The following is a 20,082-nucleotide window of genomic DNA, read 5'->3' as shown; positions in this document are numbered from 1 at the left end:
GCGCTCGGTAAGGGGTCACCGCCGGTAGAGACGCGCCGCGACCTCCCGCTCACGCATGATCCGGGCGGCCGTCCGCTCCCGGTTGTGCGGCAGGAGGTCGGCCCAGGTGATCCGGACGACGTGGTAGCGCAGCCCGCGGATGTCGTCCTCGCGCCGCTTCTCCGCCCAGAGCTTCTGCTTGCCGGAGCGGACGATGCGGCCGTCGGGAGCACGCTCGTCCTCGTCCTTGCCCTTCCCGTCGAACTCCAGCACCAGCCGCACGTCGGGCCAGCAGAAGTCGACCTCCGCCCAGCGATCGTCCGGCAGCGCGATCCAGTACTGGGTCTCGGGTCTCGGGACGGCGTGCAGCCAGCAGGTCAGCAGGACGAGCACCTCGCCGACGCTGTCGCACCGCGCGTCGGCGATCTCCAGCGCGCTCCGCGCCGTCCGCCCTCCCGGGCGGCGCCCGAGCCCGTCGAGCACGGCGGTCAGCTCCGCCTTGTGCGCGGGCTCGTCGAACGCCTCGACCATGCCACGGCGCCGGGCGTCGCTGCGGCAGGAGGCGAGCCAGGACGACGCGACGACTGCTCCGACGGCGAGCGGACGGCAGGTCATGACCTGGGCGACCGCCAGATCGGCACGGACGGTCGCCAGTCCGTCGCGGTCGACGACGTCGCCGGCCTCGAGTGCGTCGCGGTGGGTCTGGATGCGGTTGCGTCGCCGGCTCGTCGTCCCACCGACGCGGCTGACATGGGAGACGTCGAGGTCGAGGCGTCCCTCGGGCAGGTCGAGGCCGTCATTGGCGAGCCGGTGCACGAGCAGGGCGGAGTCGTGGCTGGCGGCGTGGCCCGCACCGAGACGCTCGACGGCGTCGCGGGTCGCGAGCACATGGGCGTCGCGGACCGACAGGGTCCGGTGCTCCGCCGCGATGGCGTACACCCCGCGCCGCAGGCGTACGAGGAGATCGGCCTCGACGAGCTCGCCGAGCTCACGGGACCGGTAGCCGAGGTCGTTCGCAGCACGGGCGGTGAACGATCCGCCGTGGTGCCGCGCGAGCCGCAGGAGCGCTTCCATGGCGCGATCCTGCCGCGCGCGGTCACCTCCGTGCCTCGCGTCCTGTGGACAACGGGGCACGGCACGCTCGGTGCGTGTCGGGCGTCAGCGCGCCGGCGCGAAGGACGTGTACGACCAGCGCTCGGCCGGGCGGATGGCGTCCAGCGCGTCGAGGTCCTCCTCGGTCGGCTCCCACTGCGCCGCCGCGACGTTGGCGCGGACCTGCTCCGGTCGCGTGACGCCCGCGATCACGCTCGCGACCGCAGGCTGGGCCGCGAGTCCGCCGACGGCGACGTCGAGGATGCTCCGCCCGCGCTCACGGGCGTACGACTCCAGCGCTTCGACGCGGTCCCAGTCGGCGTTGGCGAGGCGCGCCGCCTGGCTGTCGAGCGCGAGACGCGATCCCTCCGGCGCGGCCTCGCCACGGGAGTACTTGCCGGTCAGCAGCCCGTACGCGAGCGGGAAGTACGGCAGCAGGCCGACGCCCAGCGACTCGCACGCCGGGACCAGCTCCGCCTCCGCCGCCCGGTTGTAGAGCGAGTACTCGTTCTGGGCGGACACGAACGCGGTCGTGCCGGCGGTGCGGGCCGTCCAGTCGGCGTCCACCAGCTCCCACGCCGTGAAGTTCGAGCAGCCGACGTAGCGGACCTTGCCCTCCCGGACGAAGTCGTCCATCACGCTCAACGTCTCCTCGATCGGCGTGACCCGGTCCGGCGTGTGGAGCTGGTAGAGGTCGACGTAGTCGGTGCCGAGACGTGTCAGGCTCGCCTCCAGCGCCCGGCGAAGGTAGCGCCGCGACGCACGGGCGCCCCAGTCGGGACCGTTGGCGCCGTCCATGTCCATGCCGCCCTTGGTCGCCAGCACGACGTCCTCGCGCCGCGCGCCGAGCGCCCGGCCCAGCAGGACCTCGCTCGCCCCGGTGCCGTACGTGTCGGCGGTGTCGAAGAACGTCACGCCGGCGTCGAGCGCGGCGTGCACGACCTCCTTGGTGCGGGCCTCGTCGATGCGCGCGCCGAACGCGTTGCACCCGATCCCGACCACCGACACCATCAGGCCGCTGCGGCCCAGCGGACGTGTCCGCATCAGTCACCCACCTCTCCGTCGGCGAGCTCCCGGAGGACGTCCAGGTGCCCGTTGTGGCGCGCGGTCTCCTCGACGAGGTGCGCGACGACCCAGCGTACGTTCGGCTGGACGTCGTGCCTCGGCCTGGCGGTCGGGGCGTCGAGGTCCAGGCCCGACAGGATCGCGTCGCTCGCCGCGATCTGCTGGCGGTAGCCGGTCAGGACCTCGTCCATCGTCATCTGCGCGGCGACCTCGAAGTCGACGTCGGGGTTCTCCGCGGTCCACGGCGACCGGTCCTCGCCGCCGGCGACGACGACCTCGACCCAGTAGTGCTCGTTCCAGCGCAGGTGGTTCACCACGCTCGCGACCGACATCAGCGGGGACGTCGGCAGCGGCGTCGCGTGCGCGAGGTCGTCCGGGAGCCCCTCGGCCTTCGCCAGCGCCGTCTCCCGCACGTAGCGCAGGAGCGTCATCGCCGTGGTCCGCTCGTCGAAGCGGGATGGAGTGTCGGTACGAGTCATGGGCCCAGCCTGGCACCATGGGGGAGTGAGCACTGCTGAGCCTCGCACCGACGGTCCCCTGGTCCTGGGGATCGAGTCGTCGTGCGACGAGACCGGGGTCGGGATCGTGCGCGGGACCGAGCTGCTGGCCAACGCGGTCGCCTCCAGCGTCGAGGAGCACGTCCGCTTCGGCGGCGTCGTGCCGGAGGTGGCGAGCCGCGCCCACCTCGAGGCGTTCGTCCCGATGCTCGAGAAGGCGCAGGCCGACGCCGGCGTCTCGGTGGCCGACGTGGACGCGATCGCGGTGACGAGCGGACCCGGGCTCACCGGCGCGCTGCTGGTCGGCATCGCAGCCGCGAAGGCGCTCGCGATCGCGTACGACAAGCCCCTCTACGGCATCAACCACCTCGTCGCCCACGTCTGTGTCGACCGGCTCGAGCACGGCGAGCTCCCCGAGCCGACCGCTGCGCTCCTGGTCTCCGGCGGTCACACCAACCTCCTTCTCGTCGACGACGTGACGAGCTCGGTGCGGATGCTCGGCGAGACGATCGACGACGCGGCGGGAGAGGCGTTCGACAAGGTCGCCCGCCTCCTTGGCCTCCCGTACCCCGGCGGTCCGCAGATCGACAAGGCGGCGCGGGAGGGGGACCCGACCGCGATCGCGTTCCCGCGCGGGCTCACCGCGGCGCGGGACATGCAGAAGCACCGCTACGACTTCTCGTTCTCGGGGCTCAAGAGCGCGGTGGCCCGGCACGTGGAGCACGAGGAGCGCATGGGGCGCGCGATCTCGGTGCCCGACGTCGCGGCGTCGTTCCAGGACGCGGTGTGCGACGTGCTCTCGGCCAAGACGGTGCGGGCGTGCCTGGACCACGGGGCGAAGCACCTCGTGCTGGGAGGCGGGGTCGCCGCCAACCAGCGGCTGCGCCAGTTCGTGCTCGAGCGGGCCGGCGAGGCCGGGATCGACGTCCGCATCCCGCCGCCGGTGCTGTGCACCGACAACGGGGCGATGGTGGCGGCGCTGGGCTCCGCGCTCGTCGCGAAGGGCGTGGCGCCGAGCTCCCTCGACCTGCCGGCGGACTCGTCGATGCCGGTCACGCAGATCGTCGCCTGAGTCAGGCGCGTGGACGCTGCCTGAGTCAGGCGCGTGGACGCTGCCTGAGTCAGGCGCGTGGACGCTGCCTGAGTCAGGCGCGTGGACGCTGCCTGAGTCAGGCGCGTGGACGCTGCCTGAGCCCCTCTCGGTGTGCTCCAGACCACATCTCTTCCGTCCTGCCTATTGCAACTGACGGTTACACCTGCGTAGGTTACTGATCCGTAACACCCAGTTACGGGTGTGGGACAAGGGGCGCCAGTGGGGTGCCCCACGAGATCTGGAGGGGATCCAATTGTCCAAGCTCAGAAACCTGTCCGCGTTCAGGAGTCCGTCGGCCCGAAGGCCGTTGTCGCTCGCTGCCTCCGGTGCCCTGGTCGCCGGCATGGCCGTGAGCGTCACCGCCCTCGGGACCGCGGCAGCCCAGGCGGACGACGTCCAGCTCAACAAGGACTTCACCTACACCTGCAACGTCGTCGCCGCGGGACTCCCGCTCGGTGACCACGCGGTGGGTGTCAACGCCAAGGTCGTCATCCCGGACGTGGTCAGTCCGGGTGAGGAGATCCCGGCGCGCAAGACCCAGATCACGCTGACGCTGCCGGAGACCCTGCGCAACGCCACGTACGGGCTGCTCGGCGCACGTCAGGCGAGCGGCTACTCCAACAACGCGAGCATCTCGATCACCGTCCCCGGGATCACCGACCCGTTCGTGTACCCGATCGCCAACCTGGCGGCTCCCTGGTCGCCGGTCCCCGCGAGCTCCACCCCGCCGTGGCAGATCCCGACGGAGGGTGACGTCCCGGTGATCCCGGTCCCCACGCAGGCCGAGTACCCCGGGCTCAGCCTGCCGACGACCGGCACGATCCACATGCCGCGGGCCTTCAACGTGACCGCGTCCCTGCGCAACGCGGCCGGTGACCTGATCGGCGGCGAGGGCGCGGTGACGATGGCGTGCACCCTGCCCGCGGCCAACGACGACACCTTCGGGACGTTCGCGATCGAGGAGGCGGAGGTCCCCAACACACCTCCGACCGCCGGCAACGTGACGGCCTCCACGGAGTTCGGCACGCCCGTCGACGTGACGCTGACCGGGGCCGACGCCGACGGTGACGAGCTGACCTACACCTACGGCACGCCGGCCAACGGCACGGTCTCCGGCACGGGTAGTGCGGTGACCTACACCCCGAACGCCGGCTTCTCGGGCACCGACACCTTCACCTACACGGTGTCCGACGGCGAGGCGCAGGCCACCGGGACCGTGACGGTCACGGTCGCGGAGCAGCCCAACCGGGCCCCGGTCGCGGTCGACGGCTCGGCGACGACCGACGAGGGGACGCCGGTCGACATCACGCTGTCGGCAACCGACCCCGACGGGGACGACCTGGCCTACAGCTACACGCAGCCTGAGAACGGCTCGGTGTCGGGCGAGGGTCCGGACGTCACGTACACCCCCGACGCCGACTTCGTCGGGTCCGACGCGTTCACCTTCACCGTGGACGACGGCAACGGCGGGACCGACACGGCGACGATCGCAGTGACGGTGAACGACGTGGAGGAGCCCAACACGCCGCCGACCGCCGGTGACGTGACGGCGACGACGGACGAGGGCAAGGCGGTCGATGTCACGCTCAAGGGTGCTGACGCCGACGGCGACGCGCTGACCTACACCTACGCCCAGCCCGCCAACGGCACGGTGACGGGTGAGGGTGACAGCGTCACCTACACGCCTGCTGACGGCTTCGTCGGCCAGGACATCTTCACCTACACCGTCTCCGACGGGACCGACTCGGCGACGGGCACCGTCACCGTGACGGTCAACGACGTGGAGGAGCCGAACACGCCGCCGACCGCCGGTGACGTGACGGCGACGACGGACGAGGACACCGCGGTCGACATCACGCTCAAGGGCGCGGACGCCGACGGCGACGCGCTCACCTACACCTACGGCACGCCGGCCAACGGCGCCGTCGAGGGAGAGGGTGCGGACGTCACGTACACGCCGAAGGCTGGCTTCTTCGGCGAGGACTCGTTCACCTACACCGTCTCCGACGGCACCGACTCGGCGACGGGCACCGTCACCGTGACGGTCAACGAGGTCGAGGAGCCCCCGACCAACACGCCGCCGACCGCGCAGGACGTGACGGCGACGACGGACGAGGGCAAGGCGGTCGATGTCACGCTCAAGGGCGCCGACGCCGACGGCGACACCCTCGCCTACACCTACGCCCAGCCCGCCAACGGCGCGGTGACCGGCACGGGGGCGAACGTCACGTACACGCCGAAGGCCGGGTTCTTCGGTGAGGACTCGTTCACCTACACGGTGGACGACGGCAAGGGTGGTACGGCGTCGGCCAAGGTGACCGTGACGGTGAACGAGGTCGAGGAGCCCCCGACCAACACGCCGCCGACCGCGCAGGACGTGACGGCCACGACGGACCAGGGCAAGGCGGTGGCGATCGTGCTCAAGGGCGCGGACGCCGACGGCGACACCCTCGCCTACTCGTACGGCGCACCCGCCAACGGCGCGGTGACCGGCACGGGGGCGAACGTCACGTACACGCCGAAGGCCGGGTTCTCCGGGACGGACACCTTCACCTACAAGGTGGAGGACGGCAAGGGCGGTACGGCGTCGGCCAAGGTGACGGTGACCGTCAAGAAGGTGGACGAGCCGCCGGTCGACAAGTGCGGCCCGATGCCCAACCCGCTGCGCGAGCCGATCAAGTGGCTCAAGTGGCTCGCCTGCAAGATCCTCGGTCACCTGGGGCGCTGAGCAGGAGTGACCAGCCGCTGAGCGGCTGACACGCACGACCGCCGGTGGCGGGGTTCGTACGGGCCCCGCCATCGGCGCGTCCAGGCTCAGGCGACGGGCTCGACGAGATAGGCCCGGCCCTCGCCCTGGACCCGCGTCAGGATGACGGTCGCCGCGGTCGGGCCGGTGAGCCGGAGCCGCTTCACGAGCACCTCGGGCACGACCGACACGCCGCGCTTCTTCACCGTCAGGGTGCCGACGCCGCGGTCGCGCAGTGCGGCGCGCAGCTGCTTCTCGCGGTACGGCAGCTCCTCGATGACGCGGAGCGCGCGGGCGTACGGCGTCGCGACGTGCTCCTCGCTGGAGACGTAGGCGATGTGGGGGTCCACCAGCCAGCCCCCGGTCAGGGCCGCGACAGCGGTGACGAGCCCCGCGCGGATCACCGCGTCGTCGGGCTCGTACAGCCAGCCGCCGGGTGGTCGTACGGCGACGTCGGCCGGGGCGTCGGTGTCGGTGAGCGTCGCGGTGCCGTGGGCGTCGAGGACGGTGGCACGCCGTGCGGGGCCGGCGTACGCGCGCCCCCACAGGCATGCCTCGACGAGGTCGCCGCGGTCGCTGACCCACTCCGCCTCGACCCCCTCGGGAACGAGGTCGTGGGCGATCCCTGGGAGGACCTTCGCGACCCCGCGGTCGGCGAGCAGCCCGACGACGAACGACCACGGCGGGCTGAACGCCTCGGGGTCGAAGGTCCGGCCGCGCCCGTCCCGCCGCGCGGGATCGACGAACGCGACGTCGTACGGCGCCACGTCGACCGCGGTGACGTCGCCGACCGTGACCGTGCCGTCGAGTGCGAGGGCGGCGAGGTTGGCGCGTGCCATCGCCGCGCGCAGCGGGTCGCGCTCGACGCCGTGGACGGCCAGACCTGCTCGCGCGAACGCCACGAGGTCGGCGCCGATCCCGCACCCGAGGTCGACGAGCGAGCGCGCGCCGGACGCGCGCAGACGCTCGGCGCGGTGCGAGGCGACCGTCCGGCGGGTCGCCTGCTCGAGCGCGTCGGGCGTCACGTAGAGCGCGGATGCCTCCGGGCCCAGCTTCGTCGCTGCACGGCGCCGGAGGGCCACCTGACTGGTGGCCGCCGCGACCAGGTCGGCAGGGTGGCCGGCCCTGCGCAGCCGGGTCCCGAGCGTGAGGTCGTCGACGGAGCCGTACACGGCGTCGGCCTCGTGGAGGACCTGCTGGCCCTCGGGGGCGAGGAGCCGTTCGAACGTCGCGACCTCCATGCCACAAGTCTCGCAGCACCGTCGTCGCCGCGGCCCGGCCGCGTGGGGGAGACTGGCGGCATGGGAGATCCCGAGGACGGAGGGAGCCCCGTCGAGCCGTCCGACGACGTCGCGTGGCTGGAGCGCTACGAGGGCCTCGACGTGTCCGCGATCCTGGTCCTCGCCGCGGAGGAGGACCGGGTCGTGCGGATCATCGGCCCGCACGACGCGGTCACCATGGACTACCGCCCCGACCGGCTCAACCTCGACGTCGACGACGCGCGTGCGCTGCTGCGCGTGTGGGCGGGCTGAGCCCGAGGTCCGGTCGAGCTGGCACTCTGCTTGACCGAGTGCCAGCCCCGTCCTACCGTGGGCGTTAGCACTCTCGTATCCTGGGTGCTAACGGTGCAGTGACGCACGGCTCCCGCGACGGCGTGCGTACGAGCACCTCGATGGACCACAGTCCCAGTCCTGTCGTACGGGTCAAACACCGCGTACGGGGTTACACCGAAAGGGGAGGTCGACAAGTGTCGGTCACCATCAAGCCGCTCGAGGACCGTATCGTCGTCAAGATTCTCGAGGCGGAGCAGACCACCGCCTCGGGTCTCGTCATCCCGGACACCGCCAAGGAGAAGCCCACCGAGGGCTCCGTCCTGGCCGTGGGCCCGGGCCGCTTCAACGAGGACGGCGACGAGCGCATCCCCGTCGACGTCAAGGTCGGCGACACCGTCGTGTTCAGCAAGTACGGCGGCACCGAGGTCAAGTACGACGGTGAGGAGTTCCTCATCCTGTCGGCGCGCGACGTCCTCGCGGTCATCGAGAAGTAACGACGTGCTCGCCCCAGCGGTCCCGGACCGCTGGGGCGTCCGCACGCGTCCGCACCACCCGGGCCCGCGGCGTCTCGACGGGTCCGACACCACAGAGAAGGATCCTCATGCCCAAGATTCTTGAGTTCGACGAGAACGCTCGTCGGTCGCTCGAGCGCGGCGTCGACATCCTGGCCGACACCGTCAAGGTGACCCTCGGACCCAAGGGCCGCTACGTCGTGCTCGACTCGAAGTGGGGCGCGCCGACGATCACCAACGACGGTGTCACCGTCGCCCGTGACGTCGAGCTCGACGACCCGTTCGAGAACCTCGGCGCCCAGCTCGCCAAGGAAGTCGCCACCAAGACCAACGACATCGCCGGCGACGGCACCACCACGGCGACCGTGCTCGCCCAGGCGATGGTCCACGAGGGCCTGCGCGCCGTGGCCGCCGGCACCAACCCGATGGCGCTCAAGCGCGGCATCGACAAGGCCGTCGAGGCCGTCTCGCAGAAGCTCCTCGAGCAGGCGCGCGACGTCGACGACAAGCAGGACATGGCGCACGTCGCCAACATCTCCGCGCGCGACGCCCACATCGGCGGCCTGATCGCCGACGCCTTCGACAAGGTCGGCAAGGACGGTGTCATCACCGTCGAGGAGTCCAACACCATGGGCACCGACCTCGACTTCACCGAGGGCATGCAGTTCGACAAGGGCTACCTGTCGCCCTACATGGTCACCGACACCGAGCGCATGGAGGCCGTCCTCGACGAGCCGTACATCCTCGTGAACCAGGGCAAGATCTCGTCGGTCGCCGACCTCCTCCCGCTGCTGGAGAAGGTCGTCCAGGCCGGCAAGGCCCTGCTGATCATCGCCGAGGACGTCGACGGCGAGGCCCTGTCCACGCTGGTCGTCAACAAGATCCGCGGCACGTTCACCTCGGTGGCCGTCAAGGCTCCGGCGTTCGGCGACCGCCGCAAGGCGATGCTGCAGGACATCGCGGTCCTCACCGGCGCCCAGGTCGTCACGCCCGACCTCGGGCTCAAGCTCGACCAGATCGGGCTCGAGGACCTCGGCACCGCTCGCCGCGTCGTCGTCACCAAGGACGACACCACGATCATCGACGGCGCCGGCGGCGACGACGAGGTCTCGGCGCGCGTCAACCAGATCAAGGCCGAGATCGAGGCCACCGACTCCGACTGGGACCGCGAGAAGCTCCAGGAGCGTCTCGCGAAGCTCGCCGGCGGCGTCTGCGTCATCCAGGTGGGTGCCGCGACCGAGGTGGAGCTCAAGGAGAAGAAGCACCGCATCGAGGACGCCGTCTCCGCGACGCGCGCCGCGATCGAGGAGGGCATCGTCGCCGGCGGCGGCTCGGCCCTCGTCAACGCGGTGTCGGTCCTCGACGGCGAGCTCGGTCTGACCGGCGACGAGGCCGTCGGCGTCTCGATCGTCCGCAAGGCAGCCGTCGAGCCGCTGCGCTGGATCGCCGAGAACGGTGGCGAGAACGGCTACGTCGTGGTGGCCAAGGTCCGCGAGAGCGGCCAGGGCTACAACGCCGCGACCGGCGAGTACGGCGACCTGGTCGCCCAGGGTGTCCTCGACCCGGTGAAGGTGACGCGCTCGGCGCTCGCCAACGCCGGCTCGATCGCCGCGATGCTGCTCACCACCGAGACGCTGGTGGTCGAGAAGCCCGCCGAGGACGACGAGCCGGCAGGCGCCCACGCGCACTGACGACACGCTGCTCGGCAGGTCGGCCCGTCCCCTCTGGGGGCGGGCCGACCTCGTTTTCACGAAGCACTGGCGCGCCGCTCGCCGACGTGGGACGGTGTCATCTGGCACGCGCCGTGCCGCCGTCCTCGATGCTGCTGACCCCCGAAGGATCCAGGATGCTTCCCCGCCATCCGACCGGTGAGCCGGACCTCGCCGAGCTCGCGCTGCGCGCCCTCGGCGACGACGCGGTCATGGATGCCCTGATGCGCGACGTCCGCACGGTGTCGCACCGCTACTGCCGCGCCCGTCTCGGCGGCTACCGCGACGGCGCCCAGCTCGCCGACGACGTGGCGCAGGAGATCTGCATCGCCGTCTTCCAGGCGCTCCCGACGTTCCGGCACCAGGGGTTGCCCTTCGAGGCCTTCGTGTACGCGATCGGCAGCCGCAAGGTGGCCGACGCGCAGCGCAGCGCGTACCGGTCGCGCCACATCCTGGTCGACGTCGTCCCCGAGTCCGGAGAGGCCGCCGCCTCGGCCGAGAGCGAGGTGCTCGGGCGCCTGGAGTCGCAGGACGTCCTCGCCCTGCTCGACGCACTCCCCGAGCGGCTGCGCGAGGTGCTCGTGCTCCGGGTCGCGATGGGCCTGACCGCGCACGAGGTCGGCACCACGATGGGCATGACGCCCGGCGCTGTGCGCATCGCCCAGCACCGGGCGCTCCAGCGGCTCCGCGAGCTGCACCGCAACCGCCAGGTGACGCTGGGGGAGGTGCCGGCATGACCCGCCACGACCCCGTCGCCGAGGACGACCACCTGATCGACGAGCTGCTCGCCGGGCGCGTCGCCGACGACCCGGTCTTCGCCGGGCTCGCCGCCTGGCGCACCGACGTGGCCGACAGCGAGCCCTCGGCGGCTCACGACGACCTGGTCGGCGCCGGGCCTGCCCCGACGGCCGTCGAGCCGCTCGCAGCCGGCGGCCGTACGCTCCCGCACCGTGCCGAGGAACGCGCGACGCGGTCCGCGTCGGCGGCCGGTGCCCGTCGGCACCGTGCGGGCAGGGCCGGCGTGCGCACCCGGCGCCTGGGATCGATCGCCCTCGGCGCCGCCGTCCTGCTGGCGATGGGGGTCGGCCAGGCCGTCGCAGGCAACCCCGTCGCCCCGTTCACCTACGTCGTGGCCCGCGCGGTCGGCTTCGGCGAGGGCGTCGCGACCCCGAGGGCGTCCGGCCCCGGCACGCCGTCCACCGCACCGACCCCGTCGGACGTCCCGCGGGCCCTGCACGGGGGACGCGCCGGCGCCGAGGCCCTGACCTCGACCCGGGACGAGGACCTGGCGACCTCGACCCCGCCGAAGTCCAGCCGTGACCGGTCGGACGCCCCCGGCACCGAGGACCAGCCGCCGGCGTCACCGAGCCCCGCGCCCAGGACCGACCCCACGCCGGCCCCCGGCCCGCGGGGCCCGGCTCCGACGTCGCCGGTGCCCGACCACCCGCGCCCGAGCGACCCCGGTGACGACCACGACCACGACGATCGCGGGCGCTCCGACGACCGCGACTCCGACCGCGACCGCGGCTGGGACCGCCACGACGACGACCACTCCCGGGACCACCGGGTGTGGCGCCCCTGGTACGTCGTCAACTGAGGCGTACGCTCCCGCGCCCCGCCGCGCCCGACGTGACCGCCGCCGCATCCCGCGGGTGGAAGCAGAAGCGCCCGTCCGGCGTTGGAACGGTCCACAGGGGTCCTCGTTAGGATGGGGACGTCGGGTGCACGAGGGAAGGACGTCATGGATCTCAACGCTGCGGGTGTGCCGGAGAAGTTCGCACCTCTGGGTCTCACGTACGACGACGTCCTCCTGCTCCCGGGCGAGACCGACGTCATCCCGAGCGAGGTCGACACCACCTCGCGTCTGAGCCGCGGCATCTCGCTGCGGGTCCCGCTGATCTCGGCGGCGATGGACACCGTGACCGAGGCGCGCATGGCGATCGCCATGGCGCGCGAGGGCGGCATCGGCATCCTCCACCGCAACCTCTCGGTCGAGGACCAGGCCTACCAGGTCGACCTGGTCAAGCGCACCCAGACCGGTGTCATCTCCAACCCGATCACGATCACGCCGAAGGCGACCCTGGAGGAGCTCGACGAGATCTGCGGCCAGTACCGCGTCTCCGGGCTCCCGGTCGTCGACTCCGACGACAAGCTCCTCGGCATCGTGACCAACCGCGACCTGCGCTTCGTCCCCCTCGCCGAGTGGTCCCAGAAGACGGTCGGCGAGGTCATGACGCCGATGCCGCTGATCACCGGCCCGGTCGGCATCGACCGTGAGGAGGCCGCCGAGCTGCTGCGCGCCCACAAGAAGGAGCGCCTCCCGCTCGTCGACGAGACCGGCCACCTCCGCGGGCTCATCACGGTCAAGGACTTCGTGAAGTCCGAGCAGTTCCCCGACGCCAGCAAGGACGCCCAGGGTCGGCTGCTCGTCGGCGCCGCGGTCGGCTTCTTCGGCGACGCGTGGGACCGGGCCACCTCGCTGATCGAGGCCGGGGTCGACGTGCTCGTCGTCGACACCGCGCACGGGCACGCGCGCGCGCTGCTGGAGATGATCGCGCGGCTCAAGGCCGACCCGTCGACCTCCCACGTCCAGATCATCGGCGGCAACGTCGCGACGTACGCCGGTGCCAAGGCGCTCGTGGACGCCGGCGTGGACGCCGTCAAGGTCGGCGTCGGGCCCGGCTCGATCTGCACCACCCGCGTGGTGGCGGGCGTGGGTGTCCCGCAGGTCACCGCGATCTACGAGGCGTCGCGCGCGACCAAGCCCGCGGGCGTCCCGCTGATCGGCGACGGCGGCCTCCAGTACTCCGGCGACATCGCCAAGGCTCTCGTCGCCGGCGCCGACACGGTGATGGTCGGGTCGCTCCTGGCCGGCACCGAGGAGAGCCCGGGCGAGCTCATCTTCGTCAACGGCAAGCAGTACAAGAGCTACCGCGGCATGGGGTCGCTGGGCGCGATGTCCTCGCGCGGCAAGAAGTCCTACTCGAAGGACCGCTACTTCCAGGCCGACGTCACCAGCGACGACCAGCTGGTGCCGGAGGGCATCGAGGGCCAGGTCGCGTACCGCGGCCAGCTCGGCGCCGTCGTCCGCCAGCTCGTCGGCGGTCTGCACCAGTCGATGTTCTACGTCGGTGCCCACACGGTCCCGGAGCTGCAGGAGCGCGGCCAGTTCGTCCGCATCACGTCGGCGGGTCTCAAGGAGAGCCACCCCCACGACATCCAGATGACGGTCGAGGCCCCCAACTACGCCCGGCTGTGACGCCGTCGTCGGTGTCCGCGCGCGCTCACTAGACTTCGGGGCATGGACATCGAGATCGGCGCCGCCAAGCGCGGCCGCAGGGCGTACGCGTTCGACGACATCGCGATCGTTCCCAGCCGCCGGACCCGGGATCCGGAGGAGGTCTCGACCGCCTGGCAGATCGACGCCTACCGGTTCGAGATCCCTGTGGTCGCGGCACCGATGGACTCGGTGATGTCGCCGGAGACCGCCATCATGCTCGGCAAGCTCGGCGGCCTCGGCGTCATCGACCTCGAGGGCCTGTGGACGCGCTACGAGGACCCGCTCCCGCTCCTCGAGGAGGTGGCCGGGCTCGAGCCGCGCGAGGCGACGATCCGCCTGCAGAAGATCTACGACGAGCCCGTCAAGGCCGAGCTCATCCACGAGCGGCTCAAGCAGATCCGCGACGCCGGGGTGACGGTCGCGGGTGCGCTGTCGCCGCAGCGCACCAAGCAGTTCGCGCAGACCGTCGTCGACTCCGGGGTCGACCTCTTCGTCATCCGCGGCACCACGGTGTCCGCCGAGCACGTCTCCGGGCAGACCGAGCCGCTGAACCTCAAGGAGTTCATCTACGAGCTCGACGTCCCGGTAATCGTCGGCGGCTGCGCGACCCACCAGGCGGCGCTCCACCTCATGCGGACCGGCGCGGCGGGCGTCCTGGTCGGGTTCGGCGGAGGCGCGGCGCACACCACGCGCCAGGTCCTCGGCGTCGCCGTCCCGATGGCCAGTGCGGTCGCCGACGTCGCGGCGGCGCGTCGCGACTACCTCGACGAGTCCGGCGGCCGCTACGTCCACGTCATCGCCGACGGCTCGGTCGGCCGCAGCGGCGACCTCGCCAAGGCGATCGCCTGCGGGGCGGACGCCGTGATGGTCGGGTCACCGTTCGCCCGCGCCGAGGAGGCGCCAGGGCGCGGCTTCCACTGGGGCGCCGAGGCGTGGCACTCCGACCTCCCTCGCGGTCAGCGGATCGACCTCGGGACCGTCGGCTCGTTCGAGTCGGTGCTGTTCGGGCCTTCGACGGTCCCTGACGGCACGATGAACCTCGTCGGTGCGCTGCGCCGCGCGATGGCGACCACGGGCTACACCGAGCTCAAGGAGTTCCAGCGCGTCGAGGTCGTCGTCCAGTAGCCGTCGCCTCCGGGCGGTGCTCGGCGGACTCGGCGTGACAGGCCGTCGTGTCGGCGGTTGGATGGGCGCATGACCGACGAGGCGGAGGACGCCCGCAAGGCAGCGGAGGAAGCCGAGAAGGCCGCTGCCGAGGCGCAGGCGCGTGCGGACGAGGCCCGTCGCAAGGCCGACGAGCTCGCGGCGGCCGCGACCACCGACGTACCCGCGAGCGCTCTCGTGACCACGGTCGCCGAGGCGTACGCGTTCGCGGGCCCCGCGCTCCAGATCGGCGCCCTGGTCGACGGCGGGCAGGCGCGTCCCGAGGCCCAGGTCCGCATCCCGCTCGCCATGCTCAACCGCCACGGCCTCGTCGCCGGCGCGACCGGCACGGGCAAGACGAAGACCCTTCAGGTGCTCGCCGAGCAGATCGCGGCGCAGGGCGTCCCCGTCTTCGCCGCGGACATCAAGGGCGACCTCTCGGGCATCGCCGTTCCCGGGACCGCGAGCGAGGCGCTGACCGCGCGCTGCGCCAGCATCGGCCAGGACTGGGTGCCGACCGGCAGCCGTACCGAGTTCTTCAGCCTCGGCGGGGTGGGGGTCGGCGTGCCGGTCCGTGCGACGGTCGAGGAGTTCGGTCCGACGCTGCTCGCGAAGGTGCTCGGCCTCAACGAGACCCAGGAGTCGTCCCTCGGGCTGGTCTTCCACTACGCGCGCAAGCACGAGCTGAGGCTGGTGACCCTCGAGGACCTGCGCGCGGTCGTCCAGCACCTCACCAGCGCCGAGGGCAAGGCGGACCTTGCGGAGCTCGGCGGGCTCTCGAAGGCCACGGCCGGCGTCATCCTGCGCGAGCTCATCGCGTTCGCCGACGCGGGAGCGGACAGCTTCTTCGGGCAGCCGTCGTTCGCGGTCGACGACTTCCTGCGCACCGCCGACGACGGCACGGGCGTCGTCTCGCTCCTGGAGGTCCCCGGGGTCGCCGACAAGCCGGAGCTGTTCTCGACCTTCCTGATGCATCTCCTCACCCGGCTCTTCTCGGCGCTGCCGGAGGTCGGGGACACCGAAAAGCCCAAGCTCGTCTTCTTCTTCGACGAGGCGCACCTGCTGTTCAAGGACGCCTCGGACGACTTCCTGGACACGGTCGTCCAGACCGTACGGCTCATCCGCTCCCGCGGTGTCGGCGTGTTCTTCGTGACGCAGACCCCGAAGGACGTGCCGGGGGACGTCCTCGCGCAGCTCGGCTCGAGGGTCCAGCACCAGCTGCGCGCGCACACGCCGGCCGACGCGAAGGCGCTGAAGGCGACCGTCACGACGTACCCGACCTCCTCGTACGACCTCGCCGAGGTGCTGACGCAGCTCGCGACCGGCGAGGCGATCGTGACGGTGATGGACGAGAAGGGCGCGCCGTCGCCCGTCGCGTGGACCCGCGTGCGCGCGCCCCAGGGGTCGATGGAGCCGATGCCAGCCGAGTCGATGCAGGCCGCGGTCGCTGGATCGGCGCTCCAGGCCACGTACGGGACCGCGACCGCCCCCGACGGCGGCGCCGCGAGCGTGCTCGCGCAGCGGGAGGCGGAGCGTGCCGCGGAGACGGCCGCGGCGACTGCCGAGGCGCCGCCGAAGGAGTCGCGCCGAGGTCAGCCGGGGGAGATGTATCCCGAGGGGTGGGACGAGGCGCCGAAGCCCAGGAGCCGTCGGCGGAGCAGTTCGCGCTCGACCCGGATGTCGCCCCTCGACCGGGCGGTGGGGGAGGCGAGCAGGACGTTCGCGCGCGAGGTCGCCAAACGGATCTTCGGCAAGCGCTGAGCGCCGCCGCCCGTACGACGTCGTGAACGTGCCATCCGCTGTGGCGTATTCGTTACCGCAGGGTAGCAATCGCGTCACACCCCCTCTACAGTGACGGCATGTCACGCCGCGACTCCAGCGCTCCGTCGCACGGTGCCCTTCCTGCCGACCCCGAGCACGACCCGTCGGCCTCCTTCGCCGTCGACCCCGCACTCGTCCGCCGGCTGACCGCGGCACTGCGGGCGACCTCGGGCGAGACCGAGACGACGTACGCGCCCTTCACCGGGCAGCCGATCGCCACGCTCCCGCTCTCCGACACCGGGGACGTCGACGACGCGTTCGCCGCCGCCCGCACCGCTCAGAAGATGTGGGCGCGCACCGAGCTGTCGCACCGCTCGGCGCTCCTGCTCGACCTCCACGACGCCGTGCTGGACCACGCCGACGACCTGATGGACCTCGTCCAGTGGGAGTCCGGCAAGGCGCGCGCGCACGCCTTCGACGAGGTCCTCCACGTCGCCCTGACCGCCCGCTACTACGGGCGGACGCTCGAGAAGCGCCTCAAGACGCGTCGCGTCCCGGGCGTCTACCCGCTGCTCACCCAGGCGCGCATCAACCGCGTGCCCAAGGGCGTCGTCGGCATCATCTCCCCGTGGAACTACCCGCTCACGCTGGCGATCTCCGACGGCCTCCCCGCGATCGCCGCCGGCAACGCGGTGGTCCACAAGCCCGACGCCCAGACGCCGCTGTCGGCGCTGGCCGCGATCGACCTGTTCCGCGAGGTGGGCTTCCCCGCGAGCCTCTGGCAGCTCGTGAACGGTCCGGGGCCGCTCATCGGCGGCGCGATCATCGACCGTGCGGACTACGTCTGCTTCACGGGCTCCACCGCCACGGGCCGCCGGGTCGCGGCGCAGGCCGCCGAACGGCTCGTCTCCTGCTCGCTGGAGCTCGGTGGCAAGAACCCGATGCTGGTCCTCGCCGACGCCAACGTGGACCGTGCCGTCGAGGGGGCGGTCCGTGCCTGCTTCTCGTCGGCCGGGCAGCTCTGCGTGTCGGTCGAGCGGCTGTTCGTCGCGGACGCGATCTACGACCGCTTCGTCAGCAAGCTCGTCAAGCGCGTCGAGCGCATGCGGCTGTCGGCGTCCCTGGCGTACGACGGTGACATGGGGTCGCTCGTGTCGCAGCGCCAGCTCGACACCGTGACGGCCCACGTGGCCGACGCCGTCGCCAAGGGGGCGAAGGTGCTCACGGGCGGCAGCCCGCGGCCCGACGTGGGGCCGTACTTCTTCGAGCCCACCCTGCTCGAGGGCGTCAGCCCCACGATGGAGTGCTTCGCGGAGGAGACCTTCGGGCCGGTCGTGTCGCTCTACCGGTTCGGCAGCGAGAGCGAGGCGATCGACCGCGCCAACGCCGGGTCGTACGGCCTCAACGCCGCCGTCTACACCCGTGACGTCGCCCGTGGCCGGGAGATCGCCCGCCACATCAAGGCCGGCACGGTCAACATCAACGAGGGCTTCGCCGCGACCTTCGGGACGATCGACGCACCCATGGGCGGGATGCGCGAGTCGGGCACCGGACGCCGCCACGGTGCCGAGGGCATCCTCCGCTACACCGAGACCCAGTCGGTCGCCAACCAGCGGCTGCTGCCGTTGACCGCACCACGGTTCGTGAGCGACGCGGCGTACCAGAAGGCAGTCACCGCGGCGCTGCGCGTCCTCAAGAAGAGCGGCAGGGCCTGACATGGCGAGCAGCACCGCGCCGCCCCGCACGGCGCCCACCCACTACGACGTCCTGGTCATCGGCTCCGGGTTTGGGGGCAGCGTGACCGCGCTCCGACTGACCGAGAAGGGCTACCGGGTCGGCGTGCTCGAGGCCGGCGCGCGCTTCCGTGACGAGGACTTCGCGAAGAACTCGTGGGACCTCAAGCGCTACCTGTTCGCGCCCGAGGCCGGCTGCTACGGCATCCAGCGGATCAACGTCCTCAAGGACGTCATGATCCTGTCCGGCGCCGGGGTCGGCGGTGGGTCGCTGGTGTACGCCAACACCCTCTACGAGCCGCTCGAGCCGTTCTACCGCGACCGGGCGTGGGGCCACATCACCGACTGGAAGGCGGAGCTCGCGCCGTACTACGACCAGGCCAAGCGGATGCTGGGCGTGACCACGTACCCGACGGTCTCGCCCGCCGACGAGGTGATGCGCGAGGTCGCCGAGGACATGGGCGTCGGCGACACGTTCCACCCCACGCCTGTCGGGGTCTTCTTCGGCGGCCCGGGGGAGACGGTCGCCGACCCGTTCTTCGGGGGCGCGGGGCCCGAGCGTGCCGGGTGCACCGACTGCGGCGAGTGCATGACGGGCTGCCGCCACAACGCCAAGAACACCTTGGTCAAGAACTACCTCTACCTCGCCGAGCAGGCGGGTGCGCGCGTCCACGAGCTGACCACCGTCACGTCCGTCAGCCCGCTGCCGGGCGGCGGCTACGTCGTCGACACCCGGCGTACGGATCGTCGGCGCAAGGTCGCGCGGCGCTTCACCGCCGACCAGGTCGTGTTCGCGGCAGGGTCGCTCGGCACGCAGAAGCTGCTGCACCGGATGCGCACCCGCGGGGTCCTCCCGCGGATCTCGTCCCGCCTCGGCGTCCTCACCCGCACCAACTCCGAGTCGCTGCTCGGCGCGATCGCCGGCAACCGCGACGTCGACTACTCGAAGGGCGTCGCGATCACGTCGTCGTTCCACCCCGACGAGGTCACGCACATCGAGCCGGTCCGCTACGGCAAGGGCTCCAACGCGATGTCGCTGCTCCAGACCGTGCTCACCGACGGGGACGGGCCCCGGCCGCGCTGGCAGTCGTGGCTCAAGGAGCTGTGGGCGCAGAAGGGCAACGTGCGTGAGCTGTACGACCTCAAGCACTGGTCAGAGCGGGTCATCATCCTGCTCGTCATGCAGTCGGTGGACAACTCGATCACGACGTCGATGAAGCGCAGCCGGCTGACCGGACGCCTGCGGCTGACCTCGGAGCAGGGCCAGGGCGAGCCCAACCCGTCGTGGATCCCGAAGGCCAACGAGGCCGTGCGGCGGACGGCCGAGAAGGTCGACGGCTGGCCCGGAGGCACGATCGGCGAGCCGTTCAACATCCCGCTCACCGCCCACTTCATCGGCGGGTGCGCGATCGGCGACTCGCCGAGCACCGGCGTGATCGACCCGTACCACCGGCTCTACGGCCACGACGGTCTCCACGTCGTCGACGGTGCGGCGATCTCGGCGAACCTCGGGGTCAACCCGTCGCTGACGATCACCGCCCAGGCGGAGCGGGCGATGGCGTTCTGGCCCAACAAGGGCGAGGAGGACACGCGGCCGGCGACGGGGGAGGCGTACGCGCGCCTCCCCGCGGTGGCACCGAAGAACCCCGTCGTGCCCGCCGACGCCCCCGCCGCCCTGCGCCTCCCGATCGTCGGCGTCAGCTGACCCCCGGAGCCCACACCAGGTGGTCGAGTAGCCCGAAGCCGGTGGTCGAGTAGCCCGCAGCAGGTGGTCGAGTAGCCCGGAGCGCTAGCGGAGGGCGTATCGAGACCCACAGCAGATGGTCGAGTAGCCCGGAGCGCTAGCGGAGGGCGTATCGAGACCCGGAGGGCGTATCGAGACCCGGAGGGCGTATCGAGACCCGGAGGGCGTATCGAGA

General features: G+C 71.9%; 16 protein-coding genes. 12 read left to right on the top strand and 4 right to left on the bottom strand.

Translation table 11 applies throughout. The annotated features are described in order from the left end of the window. Positions 1-15: 15 nt before the first annotated feature. The 3 genes from ACQSSQ_RS12365 to ACQSSQ_RS12355 form a co-directional block, all read right to left on the bottom strand. The gene (locus ACQSSQ_RS12365) at positions 16-1,053 is read right to left on the bottom strand and encodes a type IV toxin-antitoxin system AbiEi family antitoxin domain-containing protein (RefSeq protein ID WP_431327381.1); all 1,038 of its coding nucleotides are present in this window, start codon (positions 1,051-1,053) and stop codon (positions 16-18) included. A gap of 84 nt (positions 1,054-1,137) precedes the next feature. Beyond that, the gene (locus tag ACQSSQ_RS12360) at positions 1,138-2,115 is read right to left on the bottom strand and encodes an aldo/keto reductase (RefSeq protein ID WP_431327380.1); all 978 of its coding nucleotides are present in this window, start codon (positions 2,113-2,115) and stop codon (positions 1,138-1,140) included. Then, positions 2,115-2,615, bottom strand: coding sequence for a DinB family protein (locus tag ACQSSQ_RS12355; RefSeq protein WP_431327379.1), 501 nt, complete (start codon positions 2,613-2,615; stop codon positions 2,115-2,117). The genes ACQSSQ_RS12360 and ACQSSQ_RS12355 overlap by 1 nt, the downstream gene beginning before the upstream one ends. 25 nt (positions 2,616-2,640) lie before the next feature. Here ACQSSQ_RS12355 and tsaD point away from each other — a divergent pair, with 25 nt between their 5' ends. Next, positions 2,641-3,705 carry a tRNA (adenosine(37)-N6)-threonylcarbamoyltransferase complex transferase subunit TsaD gene (gene tsaD, locus ACQSSQ_RS12350; protein WP_431327378.1) on the top strand — a complete coding sequence of 355 codons (1,065 nt, stop codon included), beginning with the start codon at positions 2,641-2,643 and terminating at the stop codon, positions 3,703-3,705. A gap of 274 nt (positions 3,706-3,979) precedes the next feature. Then, positions 3,980-6,454: an Ig-like domain-containing protein gene (locus ACQSSQ_RS12345; RefSeq protein ID WP_431327377.1), complete on the top strand. Its 2,475-nt coding sequence runs from the start codon at positions 3,980-3,982 to the stop codon at positions 6,452-6,454. An 86-nt stretch (positions 6,455-6,540) separates the two neighbouring features. On the opposite strand, the gene ACQSSQ_RS12340 is transcribed toward ACQSSQ_RS12345, so the two are convergent. Then, complete coding sequence (locus ACQSSQ_RS12340) at positions 6,541-7,713, bottom strand: class I SAM-dependent methyltransferase (protein WP_431327376.1); 1,173 nt, start codon at positions 7,711-7,713, stop codon at positions 6,541-6,543. Between the two features lie 60 nt (positions 7,714-7,773). Here ACQSSQ_RS12340 and ACQSSQ_RS12335 point away from each other — a divergent pair, with 60 nt between their 5' ends. The 10 genes from ACQSSQ_RS12335 (at position 7,774) to ACQSSQ_RS12290 (ending at position 19,868) form a co-directional block, all read left to right on the top strand. Beyond that, positions 7,774-8,004 carry an I78 family peptidase inhibitor gene (locus ACQSSQ_RS12335; RefSeq protein ID WP_431327375.1) on the top strand — a complete coding sequence of 77 codons (231 nt, stop codon included), beginning with the start codon at positions 7,774-7,776 and terminating at the stop codon, positions 8,002-8,004. A 215-nt stretch (positions 8,005-8,219) separates the two neighbouring features. Next, on the top strand, positions 8,220-8,519 hold the full coding sequence (gene groES / locus ACQSSQ_RS12330) for a co-chaperone GroES (RefSeq protein WP_431327374.1): 300 nt from the start codon (positions 8,220-8,222) through the stop codon (positions 8,517-8,519). A 107-nt stretch (positions 8,520-8,626) separates the two neighbouring features. Beyond that, complete coding sequence (groL, locus tag ACQSSQ_RS12325; RefSeq protein ID WP_431327373.1) at positions 8,627-10,228, top strand: chaperonin GroEL; 1,602 nt, start codon at positions 8,627-8,629, stop codon at positions 10,226-10,228. Between the two features lie 155 nt (positions 10,229-10,383). Next, positions 10,384-10,983: a sigma-70 family RNA polymerase sigma factor gene (locus ACQSSQ_RS12320; RefSeq protein ID WP_431327372.1), complete on the top strand. Its 600-nt coding sequence runs from the start codon at positions 10,384-10,386 to the stop codon at positions 10,981-10,983. Further along, positions 10,980-11,843: a hypothetical protein gene (locus ACQSSQ_RS12315; RefSeq protein ID WP_431327371.1), complete on the top strand. Its 864-nt coding sequence runs from the start codon at positions 10,980-10,982 to the stop codon at positions 11,841-11,843. Before ACQSSQ_RS12320 ends, ACQSSQ_RS12315 begins: the two co-directional genes overlap by 4 nt. Before the next feature lie 144 nt (positions 11,844-11,987). Then, positions 11,988-13,505: an IMP dehydrogenase gene (gene guaB, locus ACQSSQ_RS12310; RefSeq protein ID WP_431327370.1), complete on the top strand. Its 1,518-nt coding sequence runs from the start codon at positions 11,988-11,990 to the stop codon at positions 13,503-13,505. Positions 13,506-13,547: 42 nt separating this feature from the next. Continuing rightward, positions 13,548-14,651: a GuaB3 family IMP dehydrogenase-related protein gene (locus ACQSSQ_RS12305; RefSeq protein ID WP_431327369.1), complete on the top strand. Its 1,104-nt coding sequence runs from the start codon at positions 13,548-13,550 to the stop codon at positions 14,649-14,651. A gap of 69 nt (positions 14,652-14,720) precedes the next feature. Beyond that, complete coding sequence (locus ACQSSQ_RS12300; RefSeq protein WP_431327368.1) at positions 14,721-16,430, top strand: helicase HerA-like domain-containing protein; 1,710 nt, start codon at positions 14,721-14,723, stop codon at positions 16,428-16,430. Between the two features lie 98 nt (positions 16,431-16,528). Next, entirely contained in the window at positions 16,529-18,145 is a 1,617-nt protein-coding gene (locus ACQSSQ_RS12295; RefSeq protein ID WP_431327367.1) for a succinic semialdehyde dehydrogenase, read from the top strand. A gap of 1 nt (position 18,146) precedes the next feature. After that, positions 18,147-19,868: a GMC family oxidoreductase N-terminal domain-containing protein gene (locus ACQSSQ_RS12290; protein ID WP_431327366.1), complete on the top strand. Its 1,722-nt coding sequence runs from the start codon at positions 18,147-18,149 to the stop codon at positions 19,866-19,868. The last annotated feature ends 214 nt before the right edge of the window (positions 19,869-20,082 follow it).

Source organism: Mumia spirodelae (assembly GCF_050632745.1).
Taxonomy (GTDB): domain Bacteria; phylum Actinomycetota; class Actinomycetes; order Propionibacteriales; family Nocardioidaceae; genus Mumia.
Note: the sequence above shows the minus strand (reverse complement) of the source record. Positions and strands in the feature narration are given on the sequence as shown.